The 21,407-nt window shown below is 68.1% G+C and carries 15 protein-coding genes; 7 read left to right on the plus strand and 8 right to left on the minus strand.

Going from position 1 to position 21,407, the window contains the following annotated elements; translation table 11 throughout:
• Window positions 1–60: 60 nt before the first annotated feature.
• A complete protein-coding gene (locus CMC5_RS34565) occupies window positions 61–441 on the minus strand; it encodes a hypothetical protein (RefSeq protein WP_156339078.1) in 381 nt (126 codons plus the stop codon).
• 551 nt (window positions 442–992) lie between these two features.
• On the opposite strand from CMC5_RS34565, the gene CMC5_RS34570 reads away from it, so the two are divergent.
• Window positions 993–1,307, plus strand: a complete 315-nt coding sequence (locus CMC5_RS34570) for a chitin binding peritrophin-A domain-containing protein (RefSeq protein WP_169796745.1) — start codon at window positions 993–995, stop codon at window positions 1,305–1,307.
• Window positions 1,308–1,402: 95 nt separating this feature from the next.
• On the opposite strand, the gene CMC5_RS34575 is transcribed toward CMC5_RS34570, so the two are convergent.
• Window positions 1,403–2,302 (minus strand): DUF481 domain-containing protein, encoded by a 900-nt coding sequence (locus CMC5_RS34575; RefSeq protein ID WP_156339079.1) that lies wholly within the window; start codon window positions 2,300–2,302, stop codon window positions 1,403–1,405.
• Between the two features lie 177 nt (window positions 2,303–2,479).
• Here CMC5_RS34575 and CMC5_RS34580 point away from each other — a divergent pair, with 177 nt between their 5' ends.
• Window positions 2,480–2,839 (plus strand): GFA family protein, encoded by a 360-nt coding sequence (locus CMC5_RS34580; RefSeq protein WP_050436309.1) that lies wholly within the window; start codon window positions 2,480–2,482, stop codon window positions 2,837–2,839.
• Between the two features lie 34 nt (window positions 2,840–2,873).
• Here CMC5_RS34580 and CMC5_RS34585 read toward each other — a convergent pair whose 3' ends face one another.
• A complete protein-coding gene (locus tag CMC5_RS34585) occupies window positions 2,874–3,527 on the minus strand; it encodes a glutathione S-transferase family protein (protein ID WP_050434393.1) in 654 nt (217 codons plus the stop codon).
• A gap of 160 nt (window positions 3,528–3,687) precedes the next feature.
• Window positions 3,688–4,494 (minus strand): class I SAM-dependent methyltransferase, encoded by an 807-nt coding sequence (locus CMC5_RS34590; protein ID WP_050434394.1) that lies wholly within the window; start codon window positions 4,492–4,494, stop codon window positions 3,688–3,690.
• Between the two features lie 151 nt (window positions 4,495–4,645).
• On the opposite strand from CMC5_RS34590, the gene CMC5_RS34595 reads away from it, so the two are divergent.
• Window positions 4,646–5,311, plus strand: a complete 666-nt coding sequence (locus CMC5_RS34595) for a hypothetical protein (RefSeq protein ID WP_156339080.1) — start codon at window positions 4,646–4,648, stop codon at window positions 5,309–5,311.
• 123 nt (window positions 5,312–5,434) lie between these two features.
• Here CMC5_RS34595 and CMC5_RS34600 read toward each other — a convergent pair whose 3' ends face one another.
• The gene (locus CMC5_RS34600; RefSeq protein WP_050434396.1) at window positions 5,435–6,517 is read right to left on the minus strand and encodes a YcjF family protein; all 1,083 of its coding nucleotides are present in this window, start codon (window positions 6,515–6,517) and stop codon (window positions 5,435–5,437) included.
• A 397-nt stretch (window positions 6,518–6,914) separates the two neighbouring features.
• Here CMC5_RS34600 and CMC5_RS34605 point away from each other — a divergent pair, with 397 nt between their 5' ends.
• The 3 genes from CMC5_RS34605 (at window position 6,915) to CMC5_RS34615 (ending at window position 11,996) form a co-directional block, all read left to right on the plus strand.
• A complete protein-coding gene (locus CMC5_RS34605) occupies window positions 6,915–8,303 on the plus strand; it encodes a PAS domain S-box protein (protein ID WP_169796746.1) in 1,389 nt (462 codons plus the stop codon).
• A gap of 718 nt (window positions 8,304–9,021) precedes the next feature.
• Window positions 9,022–10,650 (plus strand): golvesin C-terminal-like domain-containing protein, encoded by a 1,629-nt coding sequence (locus tag CMC5_RS34610; protein ID WP_050434398.1) that lies wholly within the window; start codon window positions 9,022–9,024, stop codon window positions 10,648–10,650.
• A complete protein-coding gene (locus CMC5_RS34615) occupies window positions 10,650–11,996 on the plus strand; it encodes a PD40 domain-containing protein (RefSeq protein WP_050434399.1) in 1,347 nt (448 codons plus the stop codon). Before CMC5_RS34610 ends, CMC5_RS34615 begins: the two co-directional genes overlap by 1 nt.
• Window positions 11,997–12,082: 86 nt before the next feature.
• On the opposite strand, the gene CMC5_RS34620 is transcribed toward CMC5_RS34615, so the two are convergent.
• On the minus strand, window positions 12,083–12,316 hold the full coding sequence (locus tag CMC5_RS34620) for a hypothetical protein (protein ID WP_156339081.1): 234 nt from the start codon (window positions 12,314–12,316) through the stop codon (window positions 12,083–12,085).
• A gap of 417 nt (window positions 12,317–12,733) precedes the next feature.
• Between CMC5_RS34620 and CMC5_RS34625 the strand changes: the two genes are divergently transcribed.
• Window positions 12,734–13,552, plus strand: a complete 819-nt coding sequence (locus tag CMC5_RS34625) for an alpha/beta hydrolase (protein WP_169796747.1) — start codon at window positions 12,734–12,736, stop codon at window positions 13,550–13,552.
• Window positions 13,553–17,429: 3,877 nt separating this feature from the next.
• Here CMC5_RS34625 and CMC5_RS34630 read toward each other — a convergent pair.
• Together CMC5_RS34630 and CMC5_RS34635 are read right to left on the minus strand one after the other, a co-directional pair.
• Complete coding sequence (locus CMC5_RS34630; RefSeq protein ID WP_050434402.1) at window positions 17,430–19,133, minus strand: DUF4139 domain-containing protein; 1,704 nt, start codon at window positions 19,131–19,133, stop codon at window positions 17,430–17,432.
• A gap of 45 nt (window positions 19,134–19,178) precedes the next feature.
• Entirely contained in the window at window positions 19,179–21,401 is a 2,223-nt protein-coding gene (locus tag CMC5_RS34635) for a DUF4139 domain-containing protein (RefSeq protein WP_050434403.1), read from the minus strand.
• Between the last annotated feature and the right edge of the window lie 6 nt (window positions 21,402–21,407).

Raw genomic sequence — 21,407 nt, forward strand, 5'->3', positions numbered from 1 at the left:
CAGCCTGCGCGTGCGTGTGAGTGAGTGGATCCCATGTCCCGGTGCGTTCAGGCCATCGCGCTAGAAGTTACAATCAAACACCGCGAGTTCGGCTGCCACCAGCCGATAACGTCGATGCAGCCCTGGCAGCGCGCCAGCGATCTCGACGTCCACCCCACCGCAGCCCAGATCCAGCTCGGCAAACCCCTCCTCGTCGATCGCCCTCACCTCGCCGACCAGCACGGTGAGGCCATCTCGGAGCGTCAGGCCGATGGGCTCCGCCGTGTCGAGCATGTCCTCTCCAACGGTCCGCACGCCATCGAGTGACAGCTCGACGAACCGTTCGTCCCCGACCTCGAGCCCGGGACCATCCCAGCGTGCAGCTCCGGAACCACAATCACAGTCGAAGGACACGCGCGTCTGACCCGCCTCGAACGCCATGCCGACGATGACGATTCTCATGATCATTCCCTGAGCGTCGATGACGACCATTTTCATGCTCATTCCCCGCGCAACCCAATCACCCACGCGACAGACACGATCATGGTATCAGCGCCAGCACCGTAGCCTCCCACGCTTCTGCGCGACGACGACGTTCCGCTGTCGCCTCCCATCTCCTCCTGGACTCTGGACGAGGACCGAGTGCGCGCGCTCCTGACGGGCACGCTGTTCCGCATTCGCACGGCGGGTCTCCAGCGCGCACGCGCCTCTCCATCGGCGACCCTTGCTGCGTCGTCGCGTCGATACTCCCTGGTCGGTCGCTCATGTCCTCTGGCGAACGTCGGCTCCGCATGTCCTCTGGCGAATGAGGGGCGTTCGACCGGCGTCGCTCCAGCGCACCTCTCGGAGGAAGCGTCCGGCGCGGCCACGAAGAGGACGTCGGCGACGAAGCGTGACGTTCTCGATCTATTCACACGGACCGGCAGAGGCCGCCTTGAACCAGGCGAGTGCGCGGATTATTGAATTGGATGAATCTATCACAATGCCCCAGAATCCTCGTTATGACCGGTATCATGATCGCTGCCTGCCTCGGTGCCGGTTGCACCGTCGATCGGGCACCGATCGAGGATGATCTCGTCGACGAAGAGACGACGACCGAGGAAGCGACCGAGGCATTGCTGTGCAGTGCCATTCCCCCTCTGTGCGCGCCGATCCTGTCCGAAGGACAGAACGGCTTCTCTCCGAACCTCTGCAACTGCAGGTTCTATTATGAATGCGTCGAGGGAACGGCGACGCTGCGGCTATGCCCGAACAAGACGCACTTCAGTCCCGTCCGGAAGCAATGCGAGAGCCCCGACACGGCGGGCTGTTTCACATTGCCGCTCTGACGCGGTCCGAGCCCATGGCGTGACCACCGCGCGCGACGCGCTGAATTCCCCCCCGCTCGAACCGCGCTCGTGAGTAAGGCGCGCGAGGGCTCAGCTCAGAAGGTCGCCAGGAACGAGCCTCGGACGGTGGTGTCCAGGGGAGCGACGCCGGCGGGCGGCTCGGCGTCGAAGGCCGAGGTCATGGTGAGCTTCAGCGAGAAATGCTTCGTCGCCTTCGCGAGGATCGAGGACTCGTGGAGGACGCGCACGTCGTAGATCCAGTCGAGCCTGGGCTGGAGGTAGATCGTGGCGGCGACTTGCAAGTTGTCGCTGAGCCGCGTCGAGAGGACGCAGTAGGTGGACAGGCGCTGCGCGAGCACGACGAGGCCGGAGTCGGGGAAGTTGCCGAGGGCCAGCTCCTCGTTCTCGAGCATGTAGGCCATGCCCAGCGCGGCCTCGAACTTCGTCCAGCGGACGATGTGGATCCGAGGTCCCGTGCCGAAGAGGGCACGCAGCGAGAGCCGACGGAAGGCGTCGCGGTCGTGCTGGACGAAGGCTTCCCACGAGAAGGGGCCAGGGAGGTCGACGCGATACCGGAAGTGCTCCAGGTCCTTGTTCAGGAAGGTCACGTCGGCGTTCTCACCGAAGTCGCCGCGCAGGAGCAGGAAGAAGAGGTGACGGCCCGTCCGGTACTGGCCGACCGCGCTGCCCGAGAGCGAGGTGATGTTGGTGTTGCCGCGCCGCATGTCGGCGGAGCCTTCGAAGGTGACGGACAGCCCCTGCTTCTCGACGTCGCCGCCGATGAGGGGCTGGACGTTGACGATCTGCGCGGCGGCCGGGCTGGCCGTGAGCAGGGCCAGCGCGCCCGCCGAGAGGGTCGTCAGGAGGGTCGCGGCGAGGCGTCGCCATCGCGAGGTGGGACGGCCGCACTCCGAGGGCAACGCGCGCTCCGAGGGGGTCCTGTCCGTGCTTCGCTTCCAGCAGCGCCGATGTGCGCTCCAGGCTCCCGTCCGCACGGGCAAAGCCTTATCGCTGGCCTCCCGGGTGGTCAAGGCGAGGGAAGCGGGTGCGCGGGCGAGAACTTCGGCTTCGCGAGGGGAAGCGGGCTGGCGCCCCTGGCCTTGGATGACGTGGCCGCATGGTGCGCTCCGAGGTCGCTTGACCCTGCACTGGGTAGATGTTCAGAGATGCGCATGCAGGAAACCATGAAGCGTTCAGGCGGATGTCACTGCGGCAAGGTGCGCTACGAGGTGACGGCCTCGCTCGATCAGGTCATGTCGTGCAACTGCTCCATGTGCCTCAGGAAAGGCACCGTGCTGACGTTCGTCGGCAAGGATCAGTTCCACCTCCTGTCGGGCGAGGAGGGGCTGACGGACTATCAGTTCAACAAGAAGCACATCCACCATCTCTTCTGCGCGACGTGCGGGGTGACGTCGTTCGCGCGGGGGACGTCGCCCGACGGGAAGGAGATGGTGGCGGTCAACGTGCGCTGTCTCGACGACATCGATCTGGGGAGCCTGACGGTGACGCCAGTCGACGGGAAGAGCTTCTGATGCTCGCGGCAGGGGGGCACGCTCGCCGCTGGATTCAGCGGATGTCGTCGACGGCGACGCTCAGGCGCTCGGCGTAGAGGGTGAGCGTGCGCTCCCAGGCGGGGCGCGCGAGCGCGCGGTGGTAATAGGCGGTGATGCGTGGATAGGGGGCGAGGAGGTCGGTGTTGCGCACGTGGCGCAGCACGGTGGCGAGGAGGAGGTCGGCGACCGTGAAGTCGTCGCAGGCGATCCAGTCGCGCCCGTCGAGGCGCTGCTCCATGCCGCGGAACCAGCGCCCAGCTTCCTCGACCATGGCCGCGCGCTGCTCGGCGCTCCCGGTGCCGAACATGTCGATCAAGTGGATCTCTTGCAGCGGACGCTCGACGGTGGCGAGCGCGGCGAAGCACCACTGCGTCACGCGCGTGCGACCCTGGAAGTCGGCCGGGATCAGGCGGCCAGCTCTCTGGGCGAGGTAGAGCAGGATCGCGCCGGACTCGGCGACCGCGAAGCCGTCGTCCTCGATGGCCGGCAGGAGGCGGAAGCAGTTGATGTGGCCATAGGCCTCGCGGAGGTGTTCGCCGCCGGTGTGGTCGATGCCGTGGACGCGGTAGGGGAGGCCGAGCTCCTCCAGGGCCCACTGGATGCGGAGGTCCTTGGTCTCGCCGATCACCTTGGGAAAGACGCGCCCGAAACCGTAAAGCGTGATCATGGCCTGCTCCTTCGAGGCGGAAGTCTGCCTCCGCGATGGGGAAAAACAAGCCGGGTGTCAGGCCCAGGAATGAGGCCTGCTCGCTCGATCGCGCTGTGGTCGAGGTCTGCGCTCGGTCGCGCTGTGGTCGAGGTCTGCGCGCTCGGTCGTGCTCCGGGGCTCAGGCGGGGCGATGGGCCTGGAGGGAGTAGGTGAGCGGAGCGCCAGGGAGCTTGTCGACCTGGTAGCGGCCCGGGGCGATCTCGCGGCTGCTGGGGTAGATGGGGTAGGCCATCCAGTCGTGTTCGCGCAGGGAGTCCAGCACGAGGCCGGCGCGGAGGAGGGCGCTGACGACGGTGCCGATGCCGTGGTTCCAGGACACGTCGACGAGCTGCACCGGGGTGTCGGGATCGGCGTAGGTGCGGGTCTCTTCGGTGCGGATGGGAGTGTCTTTGCTGTCCCAGGGGTAGGTGACCTTCTCCAGGGCGTCGTCGAAGATGTAGGCGAGGGGGTGGAACTCGACGAGGTGGAAGCGGCCTCCAGGGCGGAGGCAGGCGGCGATCTCGCGCGCCCAGGGGTCGAGGTCGGGGAGCCAGCAGAGGACGCCGTAGGAGGTGAATACGATGTCGAAGGTCTCGCCGACGGCGCGGGAGGCTTCGAGGACGTCGGACTGGACGAAGCGGGCCGAGGAGAGGCCGACCTCGGTGGCGAGGTCGCGGGCGGCGGTGATGGCGGCGTCGGAGAAGTCGAGGCCGACGACGGAGGCGCCGCGCCGGGCCCAGCTCAGCGTGTCCTGCCCGAAGTGGCATTGCAGGTGGAGCAAGCGGCAGCCCCGGACGTCGCCGACCTCTTCGAGCTCGATCGGCTTGAGGGAGCAGGCGCCGCGCTTCCAGGCATCGAGGTCGTAGAAGCGAGAGGCGAGATGCAGCGGGGTGCGGCGATTCCAGCTCGCGCGGTTGATGGCGCGCCAGTCGTCGGAGTCGGTCATGGCAGGCCGGAGGGTAGGATCCGAGGATGGCGCGCGTCGAGGGGAAAGCAGGAGACCTCTGATGGCGATCCCCCTGGATCGATGTCTTCCGGCAAGGTCCTGGGCGGGATACCGTATGCGCGTGGGAATGGTAAATGCAGGGGCGCGCTGGATGAAGGGGATCCTCCACATGGCCCGCTGGGTCGGTGGGGTGGCCACGGCGACGGTGGTCGCGGCGGCCGTCGGGGGAGGCTGCGGCGCGGACGCGGACGACGAGCGCTGTGCCGATGGGCTCTGCGTCTGCGAGTTCGGGGCGTCGTGCAATCTCGATTGCGAGGCGCCGCCGTGCAATGTGACGTGCGACGGCAACAATCCGGATTGCAGGGGCGCATGTGCGAACGGGGAGTGCATCTGCGGTACGGGGTCGAGCTGTGATTTCCGGTGCGATGCGCCGCCGTGCCACGTGACGTGCGAGGGCGACAACCCGGACTGCGAGGGGACGTGCGCCAACGGGCAATGCACGTGCGCGGTGGGGTCGAGCTGTGATTTCGACTGTGGCGCGCCGCCGTGTCACGTGACGTGCGAGGGCGACAATCCGGACTGCGAGGGGACGTGCGCCAACGGGACGTGCGCGTGCGGTCCGAGGAGCAGCTGCGAATTCACGTGCGAGAGCGGTCCGTGCCACACGACGTGCGATGAGGGGTCGACGTGCGTGGTTCATTGCGCCAATGGCAATGCCGGGACGCAGGATTGCGACATCACGGCGTGCGCGATCGGAGATGTGGTGGTCTGTCCGGGTGGGCGGGCGACGACGTGTGGGGCGCCCTGTCCTGATTGAGCAGAGGGAGCCGCGGCCTCCGGGATTGAAGGCGCAATGAGCGACCACGGGCTGATGGATTGAGCGGCCCGTGGCCGGCGCATTGAGCAGCTCGTCGGTCGAGCAGCGCTCGGGCTGGGATCTTCAGGCTGGTTTCTGGAAGGCGGCGCGGACGGCGTCGATGACGATCTCGGCGCTGGGTTGCTCGCCGCCATGCTTTTCGAAGAGCATGTCGAGGACTGCGATGTACGCCTCGCCCAGGGCGGTGGTCATGGTGCCGGCGGTGGCGGCCGATACGCCTCCGCCGACCACGGCGCCCGCGCCAGGGAGCAGCTTGATCAAGCTGCCAGCGATCGCGCGGCCCGTGAGGGTGGTCGCGGCCCCCCCGAGGGTGGACGCGACGACGGTGCTCAGGAAGCCCTCCGAGAAGTCGAGGCCGTAGGTCGCAGTGATGCCGGCGATCATCGCGATCTGGATGGGGACGAGGACGAAGGCGTCGGCGAAGGGGATGGGGCTGGCGGCGATGCCCATGGCCGTGGCGACGGAGGCGCCGACGATCATGTGGGACTTCGTCTTTTTCAGGGCGAGGTCTGCCTTCTGGGATGCGATGAAGGCCCGTCTTTGTCCCTCCGGGATGAGGTCGACCGTGGCCTGGATCAGCTCGATCAACCCCATCGGCGGGAGGCGGTGTCCGTCGTCGAGCTCCTCGGGCAAGGCGCGGACGCGGACGACGTTCAGGGCTCGCGGGAGGAGGCGCTGGACCTCGGCCCGGAATCCCTGGTCTGCGCGGGCCTTGGTGATCACCGCGAGCACGGGCATGTAGTCGGCGAGCATCTCGACGAGGGAGGTCTCGGCCTCTTCCACGCGGCGGAGGTCCTCGGAGACGCAGACCCAGGCGACGTGGATGTGCTTGCGGGCGTCGGGATCCTGCCGGCGGCTGGAGACGAAGCGCTTGAGCGCGGTGCGGGTGGCCTCGAACTCGCTCATCTCCAGGCCGCGGGTGTCGAAGATGGTGAGGGGGACGCCGGGCTTGGTGATCTCGCGGGTCCCCGTGGTGACGGGGCGGCCGTGGCCCGTGGAGGCGAACTGCCCCTGGAAGACGCTGTTGACCAGCGTGCTCTTGCCCACGCCGGTGCGGCCCGCGAGCAGCACGTTGGCGTGGCCTCGCTCGCGCATGGCCTCTTCGAATGCCTTCTTGACGGCGTCGCCGAATTTGATCTCGGTCATGTCACCTCGCGTCGGGTGAATGAAGCGGCTTCGTCTCGCTCACCTCTGGGCATGTCTCTCGTATACGCCCGTGCCGCACGGTCTGCCAGGTTGGCCCGCTCCGGACAATCGGGTCGGAGGAGGGATGACGAAGCATCCAGGCCTCGCCTTGGGGGGCTCACCCGACGGCATTTGGGGGAGCGACATTCACCGTGAGGAGCGCTGCAGGGCGCTGGCGACGCGCGGCGCTGGCCAGGGCGCACGAGGGGTGGTCGATGCAGGCCATTTTCACGAGAGGTCGCGTCCTCGACGCATGATCGCGGCGCATCTGCCGTCGCTCGACGCGATGTCACCCCTCCATCACGATCCGAGCGGGGCCTCGACCGGGGTCGCTGGAAGGTCATGGGGGGGAGACGGCATGCCGACAGTCGACGGCGCGTGCGGGGTCACGGTGGACGCCTCGCTCGAGAAGCGGATCCTGGAGCAGGAGGTGGCGCGCTGGCGCCTGCGCGCCGAGCAAGCGGAGAGCATCCTGAGGACGTCTCCGGCGGCCATCTTCCTCTGCGACAAGACGGCGGAGCGCTCGCGCACGTTCAGCGAAGCCGTGGCACACATGCTGGGCTACGAGCCCGATCACGTGCCGCAGCTCGGCGAGGAGGTGCTGCCCGATCGCATGCACCCGGACGATACGACGCGCATGGCGCTGGAGTTCGAGCGGGATCTGGAGGTGCTGGAGGACGGCGAGCAGCTCGTGTTCGAGTACCGCATGCGCCACCGGTCGGGGGAGTGGCGCTGGCTGGAGGCGCGCTGTGTGGTGTTCAGCCGGACGGAGGAGGGGCAGCTCGAGCGGTACGTGGGCGCGGTGCAGGACATCACCGAGCGGAAGCACCTGGCGCAGACGATGCGCGACCGCGAGGCGGCGCTGCAGAAGGCCAACGCCGAGCTGGAGCAGCGGATCGCAGAACGCACGCTGGAGCTGCGCCGGAAGAGCGCCCTGCTGGAGAGCATGATCAACAACCTGCCCGCGGCGTTCTATGTGAAGGACACGGAAGGAAAGTTCCTGCTCGTCAATCGTCGGACCGCAGAGCTGATGGGGGTGACGCGCGCCGAGGCGGTGGGGAAGTCGGTGGCGGACTTCTTCCCGCCGGAGACGGCCGCGCCGTGGCTGGAGGCCCAGCAGGAGATCCTCGCGGGCGGCGAGCACGAGGTCGAGGAGATCTTCGTCCAGGAGGACGGGCCGCACATCTACCTGTCGATCGGCTTCCCCATCCGCGACAGCGAGGGGACCATCTTCGCCATCGGCGGGTTCTCGACGGACATCACCGAGCGGAGGCGGGCCGAGCAGGAACGCGAGGAGCTGCAAGCGCGGGTGATCGAGGCGCAACGCGCGGCCATCCGGGAGCTGAGCACGCCCATGATCCCACTCGCGAAGGGGGTGGTGGTGATGCCCCTGGTGGGGACCGTGGACAGTGCGCGCGCCCAGCAGATCATGGAGACGCTGCTCGCGGGGGTGGTGAAGCAGCAGGCGCGGGTGGCGATCCTGGACCTGACGGGGCTCACCGCAGTGGATACGCGGATCGTGGATGCGCTGCTGCGCGCCGCGAGGGCGACCCGGATGCTCGGTGCCGAGGTGATGCTCACGGGCATCAAGCCGCAGTTCGCGCAGGTCCTGGTGCAGCTCGGGGTCGATATGAGCGGCATCACCACCGAGGGCACGCTCCAGTCGGGTGTGGCGGCGGCCATGGGGTGGCTCCAGGGGCGGGGACGCTCCGCACAGGACGGCTCTGAGCGCGCACGGGCGCGGTGACCTCGTCGGGGTGCGGTGAGCGCCATCTCGCCGGTGACCCGCCGGGGCGCGGTGAGCGCCACGTCGTCGGTGGGCTCGATGGGCGAGCTCCGTCGGTTCAGGAAGCTTACAACCCAGGGCGCGTCGGCGGGTGACCTGACGCGTCCTCAGGGCGCCGCGTGTCCTTCCCCCCGCGTCAGAGGCTCGCCGGCGAGGTGGTTTCACCCTCTCCCGGTCGACGAGCGCCTCTCTCCGCCGGGTAGCGCTGGTCGCCAAGCGTCTCGTCCCCGCCCCGTATCCGCGCAGCCATCCCCGCCCCGTATCCACGTAGAGAGAGGGTCAGCACCGCTCCGGCAACGCTTTGACTACGCTCCGGCAACGCATGGGCAACGCATGGGCAACGCATGGACAACGCATCGGCGGCGCTTCGACTGCCGGACTGCGTGATCGTGCCTCACCACACCATAATCTTCCTGGACGCGCTGCGTCGTGCTGTGACGCCTCCAGGCCTGGAGCAAGGTGCGTAATGGAATGCCTAACGGCGATCGAGGCTCGACTTCGTTATCGTGAGAATCCCCTGGATCCAGCGAATGGAGCCCGATCGGAATATTCCGCCGAATGGTTCGGCATTCATCTGCCCATGTTTCTACACTCTTGAATTCAAGAGAGTATGCCTGCTAAAAGCGCTCGTTCCGGGTACTCCATGCCCGCACCTTGCATCCCGGAAGGAAGGCCATCGATGCATCAGCTCCGTAAGCTCACCACTGTGGTAAGCGCGGCCATTCTCGTCGCAGCCTGCAGCGATCAAGGAAGCAACGATCTGGGGATCAATCCCGGTGGGGACGATTCCAACGTTTCCCCCCCGACGTGGACGGTTCCCGCCCCCACGGATGGGACGAGCGTCCCGCAGACCTCGCTCGATCTGCTATTCGAGCAGGCTGCCAAGGAGTTCAACGTTCCTGCCTCGCTGCTCAAAGCGATCGGCTTCGCCGAGACGCGGTGGGAAATGGTCGAGGGCGAGGAAGAGTTCGAGGGCATGCCCGCCGCATTCGGCATCATGGCCCTCCGTGGTGAGCGCATCGAGCTCGGGGCGGAGCTGGCGGGCGTCTCGGTCGAAGAGGTCAAGACGGACGCGCTGGCGAACATCCGCGCCGCGGCCGCTCTCCTCAGCGAGGACGCGGACGGGATGCAGCTCGACCGGGTCGACCTCGGGGCGTGGGCCCCGGTCGTCGCGGCGGCCAGCGGGATCGACGACGCCGAGGCGCAGGCGAGCTACCTGCACAACGAGGTCTACCGGACGCTCCGGGACGGCCTGGTGATGGAGGGCGAGGAGGGGCTCATCGGCTCGCTGCTGCCGTCCACCTTCGAGCTCCGGTCGATCGCTGCCCCGCCGACGAATGCCACGAGCGACCACTCGTCCGCCATCTGGCGCGCCTCGCCCAACTTCAACAGCCGGTCCGGCGTGAAGCCGCGGATGATCATCATCCACAGCTGCGAGGGGGCGTACTCGGGGTGCTGGGGCTGGCTCAGGAACTCGGCGTCGGGCGTCAGCGCGCATTACGTCGTGAATGACAGCGGCAGCGAGATCACCCAGCTCGTCCGCGAGGCGGATCGCGCGTGGCACATCGGCGCCGCCTACCGGTGCAACCTGAACGGCAATCAGGAGTGCAACCTGAACGGCACCTCCTCCAACAACTTCACCGTCGGCATCGAACATGCGGGCTTTGCCTCGCAGTCGAGCTGGGCGGCGGGGCTGATCAACGCCTCGGCGAAGCTCTCGTGCGGCATCACGCAGCGGCACGGCATCCCGCGGGACTCGTACCACATCGTGTCCCACGGCCGGCTCCAGCCCGAGAGCCGCACCGATCCCGGCCCGAACTGGCCCTGGACGAATTACCTGAGCCGGATCAACACGGAGTGCGGCGGCGGCACCACCCCCACCCCCACCGGGATCATCGTCGACAGCAACAACAGCAACAACAACTCCGCCCAGGGCCGCATCGAGGTCTCGGCGAACTGGACCTCGTCCACGAACGTGGCCGGCTACTACGGCTCGGGCTACTACGCCGCGAGCACCCAGTCGGTCTCCGACGGCGCGACGTTCCACTTCTACGTCGCGAGCGCCGGCAGCAGGGCGGTCTCGGCGTGGTGGACGGCGGCCAGCGACAGGTCCACCGCGGCGCCGTTCATCATGTACAACGCCGCCGGGACCGAGGTGGGCCGGGTGACCAGGAACCAGCAGACCCAGGGCGGCCAGTGGGTCTCGCTGGGCTCCTACAACTTCACCGCCGGCTGGAACAAGGTCGTGCTGTCCCGCTGGGCAGCCCTCGGGTCCTTCGTCATCGCCGACGCCGTCCGCATTCAGTGATGCTGGTCCGTTTCCCCGGAGGTCTGGTCTCCTTCATCGCGCTGGCGCTCGCCGTGAGCGGCTGCAAGTGCGGCCCGGAGTCAGGCTCCTCCGGGGAAACCGGGGCGGTTTCGTCCGCCTCTTCCTCTTCTTCCTCCGCAGATCAGAACGTCGCCTCTCCTGGCGCCACCACCTCGCCTTCCGCCTCGGCGGCGAAGGGCAGCGCCAGCGCGGAGCCCGACAAGGACCCCATCCCGCTCGCCGAGCGGCAGAAGATCGCGGGCCAGATCGCCTTCATCTCCGAGCGGCACGTGAACCCCGAGATTTACCTCATCCGGCCCACGGGCGAGGAGCGGCGGCTCACAGAGACCCCTGTTGGCGAGTACCTGGCGGCGGCCTCGCCCGATGGCACGACCCTCCTGGTCGTCATTTCCGAGGAGACCCCCCAGAATGTTCACGTCGAGCAGCTCGCGCTCGTGCCGCTCGATGGCACGGTAGTGAAGCGCATCGGCCCCGCGGGGAGCCGCACGCGCAACCCGAGCTGGTCGCCCGATGGCCAGTGGATCCTCTTCGAGTCCGACCACCAGAGCTTCAGCGACATCTACCGCATCGCCCGCGACGGCAGCGGCTTGCGACGGCTGACGGACAACGACGAGGGGAATTTCGATCCGGCGCTCTCGCCCGATGGCAAGCAGGTGGCCTTCGTCTCGAGCCGCGACGGTGATCCAGAAGTGTACCGGATCCAGGCCGACGGTAGCGCTCCGCAGCGGCTCACCGCGTTTCATCGAGAGGACCGCAGCCCACGCTGGTCTCCCGACGGGAAAAAGCTCGCCTTCATCAGCGACAGAGAAGGCCGCGAGCGCATCTACACGATGGCCGCCAACGGGACGCACCTGAAGCCCCTCACCGAAGGCTGTGCGCCGCCCGCTCCGGAGGCCGCTGCGCCAAAGGAGCAAGCTGCGCCGAAGGAGCAAGCTGCGCCGAAGGAGCCGAAAGAACCCAGAGAGCCGAACGGGCCGAAGGAGAACGGGCTCGGCACCGACGGTCTCAGTGAGCAAGGTCCGGTCTGGTCTCCGGACGGCAAGCGGATCGCTTACCTGGTTCAAGGGCTGGGTCTGAAGCCGCGCATCTGGGTGGCGGATCTCGCGACCGAGCAGTGCACCCCGCTCACCAGCGACACCCACGGCGCCGAAGCTCCCGCGTGGTCTCCCGATGGGCGTTACCTGGTGTTCGCCTCCACCCGCACCGGCGATCCCGAGCTGTACCTCATGCGCGCCGACGGCACCGGGCAGACCCGACTCACCCACGCCGAGGGACCCGACTGGTTGCCTCGCTGGATTCCGGCCCCCAAGACGCCTCTGCCTTGAGCTGACGGGGCGACCTCTACCCGACGGGGCGCCCGGTCGAGCGCCCCGCCGAAGGGGCGGCGCGATGCAGCCCCCCCTCGAGCGCATTACAGCGTGCTTTTCAGGCGCCAGACGAGCCCCTGGTACTCTCGCGGCGAGCCCGAGCGATCGAGCCTCTGGAAGGTTTCACCTTTCTTCAGGCGCCGCTGTCGGTCTCGATCGAACGGTCCTACCTGCCCGGATGCGGGTTCGTACGTAGCATCGCTCTTCCCGTGGCAACCGAACTGCCAGCAGAGGCACTGCTCCTCGCCATCCACCACCCGCGTCAGGCTCTGATTCATGATCCCACCTTCCCCTGTGCAACCCACGGAGAGTGCATCGGACATCCCGCCAGCGAGAACAACGCGCTCCCGGGTAGGCATGAAGTTTGATGCTAGCGGTTCCGTCGAGGATGCGCCCGCCTCTCGCGCTCGCGCGAGCACTTCTTTCGCCGGCCGAGCAGGGGTTTCGGTCATCCCACCCCGCTCACGCGCATCCGGACGCATGAAATCCGCGCAACACGCACTCCCAGGGTGCGACCGGACGGAGAGCAGGTGGGGCCGCTAGCCAAACCGCCGCACGCTGGAGCACGCGCGTCATCTATGTCTTCCTGGCGATCCGTGATCTTCGGGCGTCAGAACTCCAGGTTCGAGCATCCGCCGACTCAGCTCATGAGATCCGGTGGCCCTCGCGGCTCGGGTCGACTGCTGAGCGCGTCCGTGGCCTTGCTGGTCCTGTACGGGGGAGCAAGTGAGCTCGCGGCGCGGCACCTGACCGCACCTCGCACGGGCCTGAGCCGACCCCGGTCCCTCTCGGAGGCTCCCCCCTCGTCCTTCGTCACCGCCGATGGGCTCCGCCTGGCCAGCTTGCGCGTCGACCCTCCCGCCAGCCCAGCGCGTGGGACCGTCGTGCTGGCTCATGGGGTTGGCAATGATCGTCGCCTCCTGGTCGATACCGTCGGTCCAGCCTTGAAGGACCGCGGCTATCGGCTCTTTGCCTTCGACTTTCGCGCTCATGGAGAGAGCGAAGGAGACCGGACGACCTTGGGCTCCGCCGAAGCCCGCGACGTCGCAGAGGCCTTGCAGCAAGCCCGGCAATTCGGTGGCCCCGTCGGCTTCGTGGGTTTCTCCATGGGCGCGGTCGCTTACTTGCTCTCGGGCTCGGAAGCCGACGCTGCCGTCCTCGACTCTCCCTATGCTTCGCTCCGCGGCGCCCTGTCTTCGCGTCTGGGACGCGCAGGCCTGATCTCCCCGCTCAGCGCCGGCGTCCTGGCGCGAGTCTCGGCGCGCTTGCCAACGCCGCTGGATACGGTGCGTCCCGCAGGTCGCGTGGCGCACCTGACCAGGCCGACGCTGTTCCTGTTCGCCGAGTTCGATCAGTGGGTGCCGCGTGAGGCCCGCGAGGCATACACGCGGGAGGGCACGGTCTGCGTCTCATGCGAGCAGGAGCTCCTCCCCGGGGAGACCCATGGAGGTCACTTTTCGACGGCCTGGGCACAACGGGTGGCGTCGTTCCTCGACGCGAAGCTCGACCCGTGACCGCCCACGCACCGACATGGCCGGAGCACAAAAAAAACCACGCTGCAGACCAGGGGGGGGGGTAGGTCTACAGCGTGGAGAGTAAGCGCGCCTAGCGGGCCTCGTGGGGGGGGGGAAACGAGTCCACCGCCGCAGCGCGATGACCCTTGATGCACTCCACATGCCAGCCTCGTTTCGCTGTTCTTACGAGAGGTTCCATCTCGCAGCGAGCCGACCGATTGCATCTTTGCAAGACCGCCCCTGCAATGTGAAAGACATAGAGTCCGGCCCACGGCGCGCCTGAAGCCACTTTCGACCACGGAAAGTCTGCCTGCGCGGGAGAGCTTCGGTCGGTCGCCGCGATGCATGGGTCGACGCTCGCGCCACGCAGGGGTGCGTGATGCTCGAGTGTGGAGCCGCTGGCGGGCGTTCAGCGGACAAAAAAAAACCACGCTGCAGACCAGGGGGGGGGTAGGTCTACAGCGTGGAGAGTAAGCGCGCCTAGCGGGCCTCGTGGGGGGGGGGGAAACGAGTCCACCGCCGCAGCGCGATGACCCTTGATGCACTCCACATGCCAGCCTCGTTTCGCTGTTCTTACGAGAGGTTCCATCTCGCAGCGAGCCGACCGATTGCATCTTTGCAAGACCGCCCCTGCAATGTGAAAGACATAGAGTCCGGCCCACGGCGCGCCTGAAGCCACTTTCGACCACGGAAAGTCTGCCTGCGCGGGAGAGCTTCGGTCGGTCGCCGCGATGCATGGGTCGACGCTCGCGCCACGCAGGGGTGCGTGATGCTCGAGTGTGGAGCCGCTGGCGGGCGTTCAGCGGACAAAAAAAAACCACGCTGTAGACCGGGGGGGGGTAGGTCTACAGCGTGGAGAGTAAGCGCGCCTAGCGGGCCTCGTGGGGGGGGAAACGAGTCCACCGCCGCAGCGCGATGACCCTTGATGCACTCCACATGCCAGCCTCGTTTCGCTGACCTTACGAGAGGTTCCATCTCGCAGCGAGCCGACCGATTGCATCCTTGCAAGCTCGACCCTGCAATGTGAACGACCTCAGGTCAGGCTCGTGGCGCGCCCGCAGTCGCGCCTGTGACCCCTGTGAATCCGTGCGTCGAGCTTCGAGCCGCTGCCGGCATCAGCGGGTCCACGCGCTCCACGCCCCGCAGGGCTGGGCGATCAACCACTGGATCGTTGGCGGGCGTTCAGCGGACAAAAAAAACCACGCTGTAGACCGGGGGGGGGTAGGTCTACAGCGTGGAGAGTAAGCGCGCCTAGCGGGCCTCGTAGGGGGGGGAAACGAGTCCACCGCCGCAGCGCGATGACCCTTGGTGCACTCCACGTGCCAGCCTCGTTTCGCTGACCTTACGAGAGGTTCCATCTCGCAGCGAGCCGACCGATTGCATCCTTGCAAGCTCGACCCTGCAATGTGAACGACCTCAGGTCAGGCTCGTGGCGCGCCCGCAGTCGCGCCTGTGACCCCTGTGAATCCGTGCGTCGAGCTTCGAGCCGCTGCCGGCATCAGCGGGTCCACGCGCTCCACGCCCCGCAGGGCTGGGCGATCAACCACTGGATCGTTGGCGGGCGTTCAGCGGACAAAAAAAAACCACGCTGTAGACCGGGGGGGGGGTAGGTCTACAGCGTGGAGAGTAAGCGCGCCTAGCGGGCCTCGTAGGGGGGGGAAACGAGTCCACCGCCGCAGCGCGATGACCCTTGGTGCACTCCACATGCCAGCCTCGTTTCGCTGACCTTACGAGAGGTTCCATCCCGCAGCGAGCCGACCGATTGCATCCTTGCAAGCTCGACCCTGCAATGTGAACGACCTCAGGTCAGGCTCGTGGCGCGCCCACAGTCGCGCCTGTGACCCCTGTGAATCCGCGCGTCGAGCTTCGAGCCGCTGCCGGCATCAGCGGGTCCACGCGCTCCACGCCCCGCAGGGCTGGGCGATCAACCACTGGATCGCTGGCTGGCGTTCAGCGGACAAAAAAACCACGCTGTAGACCGGGGGGGGGTAGGTCTACAGCGTGGAGAGTAAGCGCGCCTAGCGGGCCTCGTAGGGGGGGGGGAAACGAGTCCACCGCCGCAGCGCGATGAATGGCTAAGCATCAGATGTGCCAGACACTTTCGCTCGAAATTACCGTAGCTTCCATCGCGCCAGCGGGCGACGGATTGCACTCTTGCAAGGCCAACTCTGCAAAATGAAAGACGGATCGCTTCCGACAGCCACGGTTGACCTGGTGGAACGTCAGCTCGCGCGTCCACGCTCTCCCCCGGGGCGCACGATGACGAACTTCGAGCGACCCCTGCTCACGTCTGCTTCAGTGCCGGCCGCGCCAGTGGGATCAGGCGAAGGGGTCGTCACCTTCCCTCTGACATGACCGAGGGGAGTGCGGAACGCAGCTTCAGCGTCGTCGGCACGAGGACAAAAAAAAACCACGCTGCAGACCGGGGGGGGATGGGTCTGCAGCGTGGAGAGTAAGCGCGCCTGGCAGGACTCGTGGGGGGGGGAAACGAGTCGACCGCCGCAGCGCGCAGGCCGTTAAAGCATGACCCGTGCCAGGGTCGACTCCGCTTACGATCAGGGACTTCCGCGCTTCCGTCAACGCTTGGATTGCACTCCGGCAACGGCGAGTTTGCAATCTGCAAGTCCGGTCTGAGGCCTCACAGTCAGCTCAGCGGACCTGGCTGTTCGCGCTCCCATGACGGCACGGCACCAGGGGATGCCCATCGAGCAACGAGAGACCAACTGAACAGCGGGAGACCAGCCAACGATGGGCCCGAGTTCCCACACTCCGTCCTCCTCGCGTTCCAGAAGCGAGCTTGCCGCGCGGTTTCCGCGGCCGCGGCTTCGGTCTTGGCGTCAGCAGGGGACGGCACGCCCCCGTGTCTCAGCGCCACCCGCCTCGCGACGGGCGGGAAGAACCGACGCTTCTGATGAGGATGCCGACTGGCCGCGCGCCACGCACGCCACCATCTGAATGAGCCGACCGGCAGACAAAAGAAAACCACGCTGCGGACCGGGGGGGGGATGGGTCTACAGCGTGGAGAGTAAGCGCGCCTGGCGGGCCTCGGGGGGGGGGAAGCGAGGTCACCGCCGCAGCGCGCGTCGACCTGATGCACCAGGCATGCCTGCGGATGACTCACGTCATTTCAACTCATTCGACAGGTAGCCGGCTTACGGATTGCACTTTTGCAAGCTTGCTTTTGCAAGCTGCAATCCACGACGCGCGGACAGGGCGCTGGGCCTCCAGGGTGTTCTCCCTCGTCTTCTCGAGAAGAGAACCCACGCGCATTCAGCGGCAGAGGCACTCCGGAGCTGACGGAGCAGATCCCGCAATTCAGGGATGCAGGCGATCCCTGTGCAGCTCGGACCGGGTGGAGCGCAGTCACTCCCTGTCCTTGCGAGGCCCTGGCGGCACGCCGGAGGGGACGAACGCCGCGATCTACGCCTCATTGGGCTCACGCCTCACTTCCGACGGGCCAGGATCCACGTTCGGCGGGGCATGCTCGAGACAAAAAAAACCACGCTGCAGACCGGGGGGGGGTAGGTCTACAGCGTGGAGAGTAAGCGCGCATGGCGGGCCTCGAGGGGGGGGAGCGAGGTCTCCGCGTCAGCGCACTGACCCGTATAGCAGCAGGTGTGCCAGGGGAACCTGCTGAAGATCCGGAGGGTTCCATGTCGACACCCAGGCACACAGTGCAAGCGTGCAATGTCGCCTGTGCAATCTGAAAGGGCTCACCTCCTCCACACGGCCGGTGACCTTGCCCGCTTCTCGGTGCAACGACGTCAGGCCCGAAGCGGCGAGACATGTCAGATTTCCCGAGTGGATCGCGGGATGGTGGGGCCCCGACGCGCTTTGCTCGGCGGGGCGGCGGGGGCGCGTGCCCCTGCCGTGTGCATCAGAACGGCAGCACGGTGCCGGACGATGCCTTGATCTCGTAGCCGAAGGAGACGGCCCGGGCCTCGTTCGCGCCCAGCTCGAAGCGTCCCCGCACGAACCCGTCTTTGTCGACGGACCAGCCCGCGGCGTCGGACAGCGCGATCTCCACCTCGGCTACCTCGCTCACCGGGATCCGCTCGAGGACCAGCAGGCGCCGTGGGGTGCTGGAGAGGTTCGACAGGTACACCGTGACCTTCCGACGGATGCGCACCCCGCCCAGGAACGCGGTGTCACGCTCTTCGTCCACGGCGCGCCGGACCCGGAGGGCGTCCTCTGTTCCGAAACCGAGCTCGAAGGGCTCTCCGAGGCCGATGAACCCGAGCTTGCCGCGCCCGACCAGGCTCTGGCCTCGCGCCACCCGCACAGGTCCCGCGAGCAAGGGGGTTGGCGCCTCGGCCAGCCGCTCCCCCGAGGCTCCCCCTGCGCTGGCACCATCCCGCCCGGCAGCGCTTCCCTCACCCGCCGAGTTCGTGAGTGTCGCCCGGAGATGGGCCCCTGCGTGGACCTCGGGATAGAGCACGAGCTCCACCTCGGCAGCCAGGGATCGCCGCGCGACCTCCACCCGGATGGGCTGCCCGCTGGACGGCAGCGTGATGGGATGGCTCGCCTCCAGCACCAGGGGCTCCCCTCCGTCATCCACACCCGGCATCTCGTCCACCGCCCGGGCGCCCCGCTCCAGCCCGGCCGTCGCGATGGTTTGCTCCCGCGCTTCGACCACCACCCGGCTTCGCTCCTCGGGCGTCTTGCGGCGCAGCGAGAGCACGTCGTCCGTGAGGCGGGGCGGGTTGGCCACCCGAGCGGGACGCGCGGTCGAGAAGCGCGCCGTGACGTCCTCCCAGCGCTCCCCCGTCGCCTGCCACGCCGTCGCCCAGGTGGAGAGCGTCACCCGGTTCCCTTCCAGCCGTGCCAGGTGCTCGGGACGCCACAGCGCGCAGGCGACCCGGTAGGTCAGCTCCACCGTCACCTCGGCAGGGGCCGACGCTTCCAGCTCGACCTCGATCCATGCCTCCGCACGCGGACGCTCCTGGCGCCCCTCGGCGAGCCGCTCGGTGGCGCGGCGGCGCTCGTCTTCGGCGCGCACGTGCTCCGACCGGGCGTCGGCCGCCGCAGCGCGGGCCTCGGCGGCCGCTGCGTCGACGCGGTCCAGGGCCAGCTTCCAGCGCTCCAGCACCTCGGGCTTCCGGATCCCACGCGGCGCGGACGCGATCTCCTGAGCCCACTGCCAGGCGAGCTGCGACGCCTGCGTCTCCAGCCGTGCGGCGCGATCCAGCGCGAGGTCCGCCGCACGCACCCGCGCCCGCGCCGCCTCCGCCTCGCGCTCCAGGGCCTCGATCTCCTCGCGCCCCATCACCCGATCCCCGTGCACCACACGGCGCACCCGGACGGCGGTGATGCGGCAGGGACCGTCGGTGCGCGCCTCGACCACGCGGTCGTCGACGAACATCGAGACCCCACCGATCCGCAGGCGCTGCGTCCCCTTCGTGAGCTGGGCGCGCGCCACGCGGATCACCTCGGCGCGATCTTCGAAGAGCGTCACCGCCTTCGCTCGACTGGCGAGCGGCTGCTCCTCGCCGCGCGCGCCCTCGCCGCTCACCGCGTCACGCCCCGGCTCGCCCACACCAGGCGCCCCTTGCTCTCCCTCTGCTCGCACGTCGATGCTCATGCCGCCCTCGCTCCCAGGGATGTCCGACGGATCCTCACGACGCGCTCACTCCCGCCGGTTCCCACCGACCACCTCGTTCTTCGCGGAGAGGGTCAGCCGGTAGCCGAACGACACCGACGCCTTGCCGCCCGCGGGCACCTCGATCGACCAGCGCAGCCCTCGCCGCACCGGCTGCCCCACGTCGGCCTGGGCGTACGGCTCCGCCTTGGGCTGGGACGCGAGCAGCTTGATCTCGAGATCCTTGTCGTCCGTCACCGGCGCGCGATCGAGGACCTCGACGCTGACCGACCGCCCCAGCGACGACGACAGGTCGATGGTGACCTCGTGCTCCACGGCGAGCGATCCTCCGAGCAACCCTGCCGTCTGCTCCTCCACCCGGGCATTGCGCGCGACCCGCAGCCGGTCCTCGACGCCGAGCCCCACGCGGAGCATCCCGCCGCGCCCCACCGCGTTGATCGAGGACTGCGTGAGCAGCGCACCGTCGATGAAGATGTCGACGGCCCCTGCGAGCAACGGCGCCTCGAAGGGATTCTTGAGCTCCGCCTCGCGGTACACCTCGGCCACCTCGCGCGGCACGGTCACGAAGCGGGGTGAGACGTCCGCCTCCGCGACCGCGACGGTGACCCGTTGCGTCGTACCGCTCCCGGGGACGTCACAGGTCCCCTCGGTCTGGTAGACGTGATCGAACCGACCGCGTGCCCTCCGCGGATCCAGCGTGCGCGGCGGGCCCTTGAGCTGCTCGATCAGGTCTCTCGCGCGCTCCCGCTCCCGTCCATCCCCGGCCACGCGCCGGATCAGGCGCCCCCGCCGTGCTCCCCCCAGCGCAGCGGCGATGCGCAAGCTGTCGAAGTCCATCCACCCGTCGGTCGGCTCGATCCCCTCGGGTTCCGCCGGAAGCGGAGGCGGCATCGGTGGCGCTGGCGGCGGTGGCGGTGGCGGCGGCGGTCCTCCACGCGGCGGCGAAGAGGCTCTGAACCCATCCGACGATTTCTTCATCGGCATCGGCGCAGCGGGCATGGCGAGCGACGCAGCTTGCGGCGCCGCCATCCTGGGCGCCGGGCTCTCCAGGGCCGCCGAACCGCCAAACGCAGGCGAAGGCGGCGGAGGCAACGGCATGTTGCGCGTCGCGGTGGTCTCTTCCCGTTCGCTTCCCCCCTCCATATCGTCCAGATCGCCATACGACGCCGGCATGTCGACCGACGGGCTCCTCATCGGAGCGCCACCAAGTCGTGGCACCACCTGGGGCGCGCCTGCGCTGGGCTTCGGGAGCGACGAGGGACGTGGTGGCGGGGGTGGTGGCCCTCCCCTCCCCTCGATCTGGGCCGCCACGCTCGGCGGGAGCGCCTTCGCGAACCGATCGTACCCCTCGAAGAGCGCATCGAGCCCCTCCGGCGGAGGCCTGTAGCCACGCCGTGGCGGCGCCTGCGCCCGGCCGAAGCGCAACGAGCCGAGCTCCGGCAAGCGCGTGTCCTCGATGAGATCGGCCGTGGACAGCGTGAGGCGCACCCCCTCCCAGTCCTCGCCCGACGCCTGGGCCACCAGCGCGTCCAGGTGCCACGCGACCCGCGACGCCCCGCGCGAGAACCGCGCCGTATACGCCGGCCACCAGCGCGCAGCATGCACGACGTACTCGAGGAGCAGCGCGCCTCCGCTCCCCTGCCCTCCCCCCTCCGGCGCAAACCGCACCTGCACCTCGGTCTGTGGCGGCGCCGTCCCACGGCGGCTCGCGCTCGACGCCTGCGCCAGCGCGGTGTGCAGTTGCTGCTCCTCCCGCTCCAGCCGCATCATCTCGCGATCGATCACGTCGATCCGCTCATCCAGCGCCTTGACCTCCCCGGCCACCAGCGAGCCGACCGCCAGTGCATCCTCGACGCGGGCGCCAGGATCGAGACGGCGGGTCCGCCGGGTGAGTTCGGGGAAGAGCGAGATGTCACCGAGCAGATCCCGCCGCCACCGGAGCTGCGCGCCCTCATGCTCGAACCGGAGCCGCTCCAGCTCCAGCTCACGCAGCCGCACCTGGATCGATCCTGGCTGAGGCGGCTCCGGCGGGAGGACGACGCGCGCTTGAACGCCCGTCACTTCTCGCCCCTCCCCCTCGACCACGGCCCGGAACGACCCCAGCTCGGCCAGGCGGGTGAGCCCCGAGATGACGAGGTCACAGGCTTCTTCTGGGAGCGATTCGGGCAGCTCTACACGACGGGTGACGAGCGCGCCGCGAGCGTAGATCACGACCCGTTCGATACGGCTGGAGCATGCAAAGGACGTCATGCAAGG

The organism is Chondromyces crocatus, assembly GCF_001189295.1.
Taxonomy (GTDB): domain Bacteria; phylum Myxococcota_A; class Polyangia; order Polyangiales; family Polyangiaceae; genus Chondromyces; species Chondromyces crocatus.

What these genes read in the sequence shown, in the direction of transcription:
- CMC5_RS34580 (WP_050436309.1), top strand. Translation starts at nt 2,480, where the DNA reads ATGCAGGAAACCATGAAGCGTTCAGGCGGATGTCACTGCGGCAAGGTG.
- CMC5_RS34570 (WP_169796745.1), top strand. Translation starts at nt 993, where the DNA reads ATGATCGCTGCCTGCCTCGGTGCCGGTTGCACCGTCGATCGGGCACCG.
- CMC5_RS34620 (WP_156339081.1), bottom strand. Translation starts at nt 12,316, where the DNA reads ATGAATCAGAGCCTGACGCGGGTGGTGGATGGCGAGGAGCAGTGCCTC.
- CMC5_RS34600 (WP_050434396.1), bottom strand. Translation starts at nt 6,517, where the DNA reads ATGACCGAGATCAAATTCGGCGACGCCGTCAAGAAGGCATTCGAAGAG.
- CMC5_RS34565 (WP_156339078.1), bottom strand. Translation starts at nt 441, where the DNA reads ATGAGAATCGTCATCGTCGGCATGGCGTTCGAGGCGGGTCAGACGCGC.
- CMC5_RS34615 (WP_050434399.1), top strand. Translation starts at nt 10,650, where the DNA reads ATGCTGGTCCGTTTCCCCGGAGGTCTGGTCTCCTTCATCGCGCTGGCG.
- CMC5_RS34585 (WP_050434393.1), bottom strand. Translation starts at nt 3,527, where the DNA reads ATGATCACGCTTTACGGTTTCGGGCGCGTCTTTCCCAAGGTGATCGGC.
- CMC5_RS34590 (WP_050434394.1), bottom strand. Translation starts at nt 4,494, where the DNA reads ATGACCGACTCCGACGACTGGCGCGCCATCAACCGCGCGAGCTGGAAT.
- CMC5_RS34595 (WP_156339080.1), top strand. Translation starts at nt 4,646, where the DNA reads ATGAAGGGGATCCTCCACATGGCCCGCTGGGTCGGTGGGGTGGCCACG.
- CMC5_RS34605 (WP_169796746.1), top strand. Translation starts at nt 6,915, where the DNA reads ATGCCGACAGTCGACGGCGCGTGCGGGGTCACGGTGGACGCCTCGCTC.
- CMC5_RS34635 (WP_050434403.1), bottom strand. Translation starts at nt 21,401, where the DNA reads ATGACGTCCTTTGCATGCTCCAGCCGTATCGAACGGGTCGTGATCTAC.
- CMC5_RS34610 (WP_050434398.1), top strand. Translation starts at nt 9,022, where the DNA reads ATGCATCAGCTCCGTAAGCTCACCACTGTGGTAAGCGCGGCCATTCTC.
- CMC5_RS34630 (WP_050434402.1), bottom strand. Translation starts at nt 19,133, where the DNA reads ATGAGCATCGACGTGCGAGCAGAGGGAGAGCAAGGGGCGCCTGGTGTG.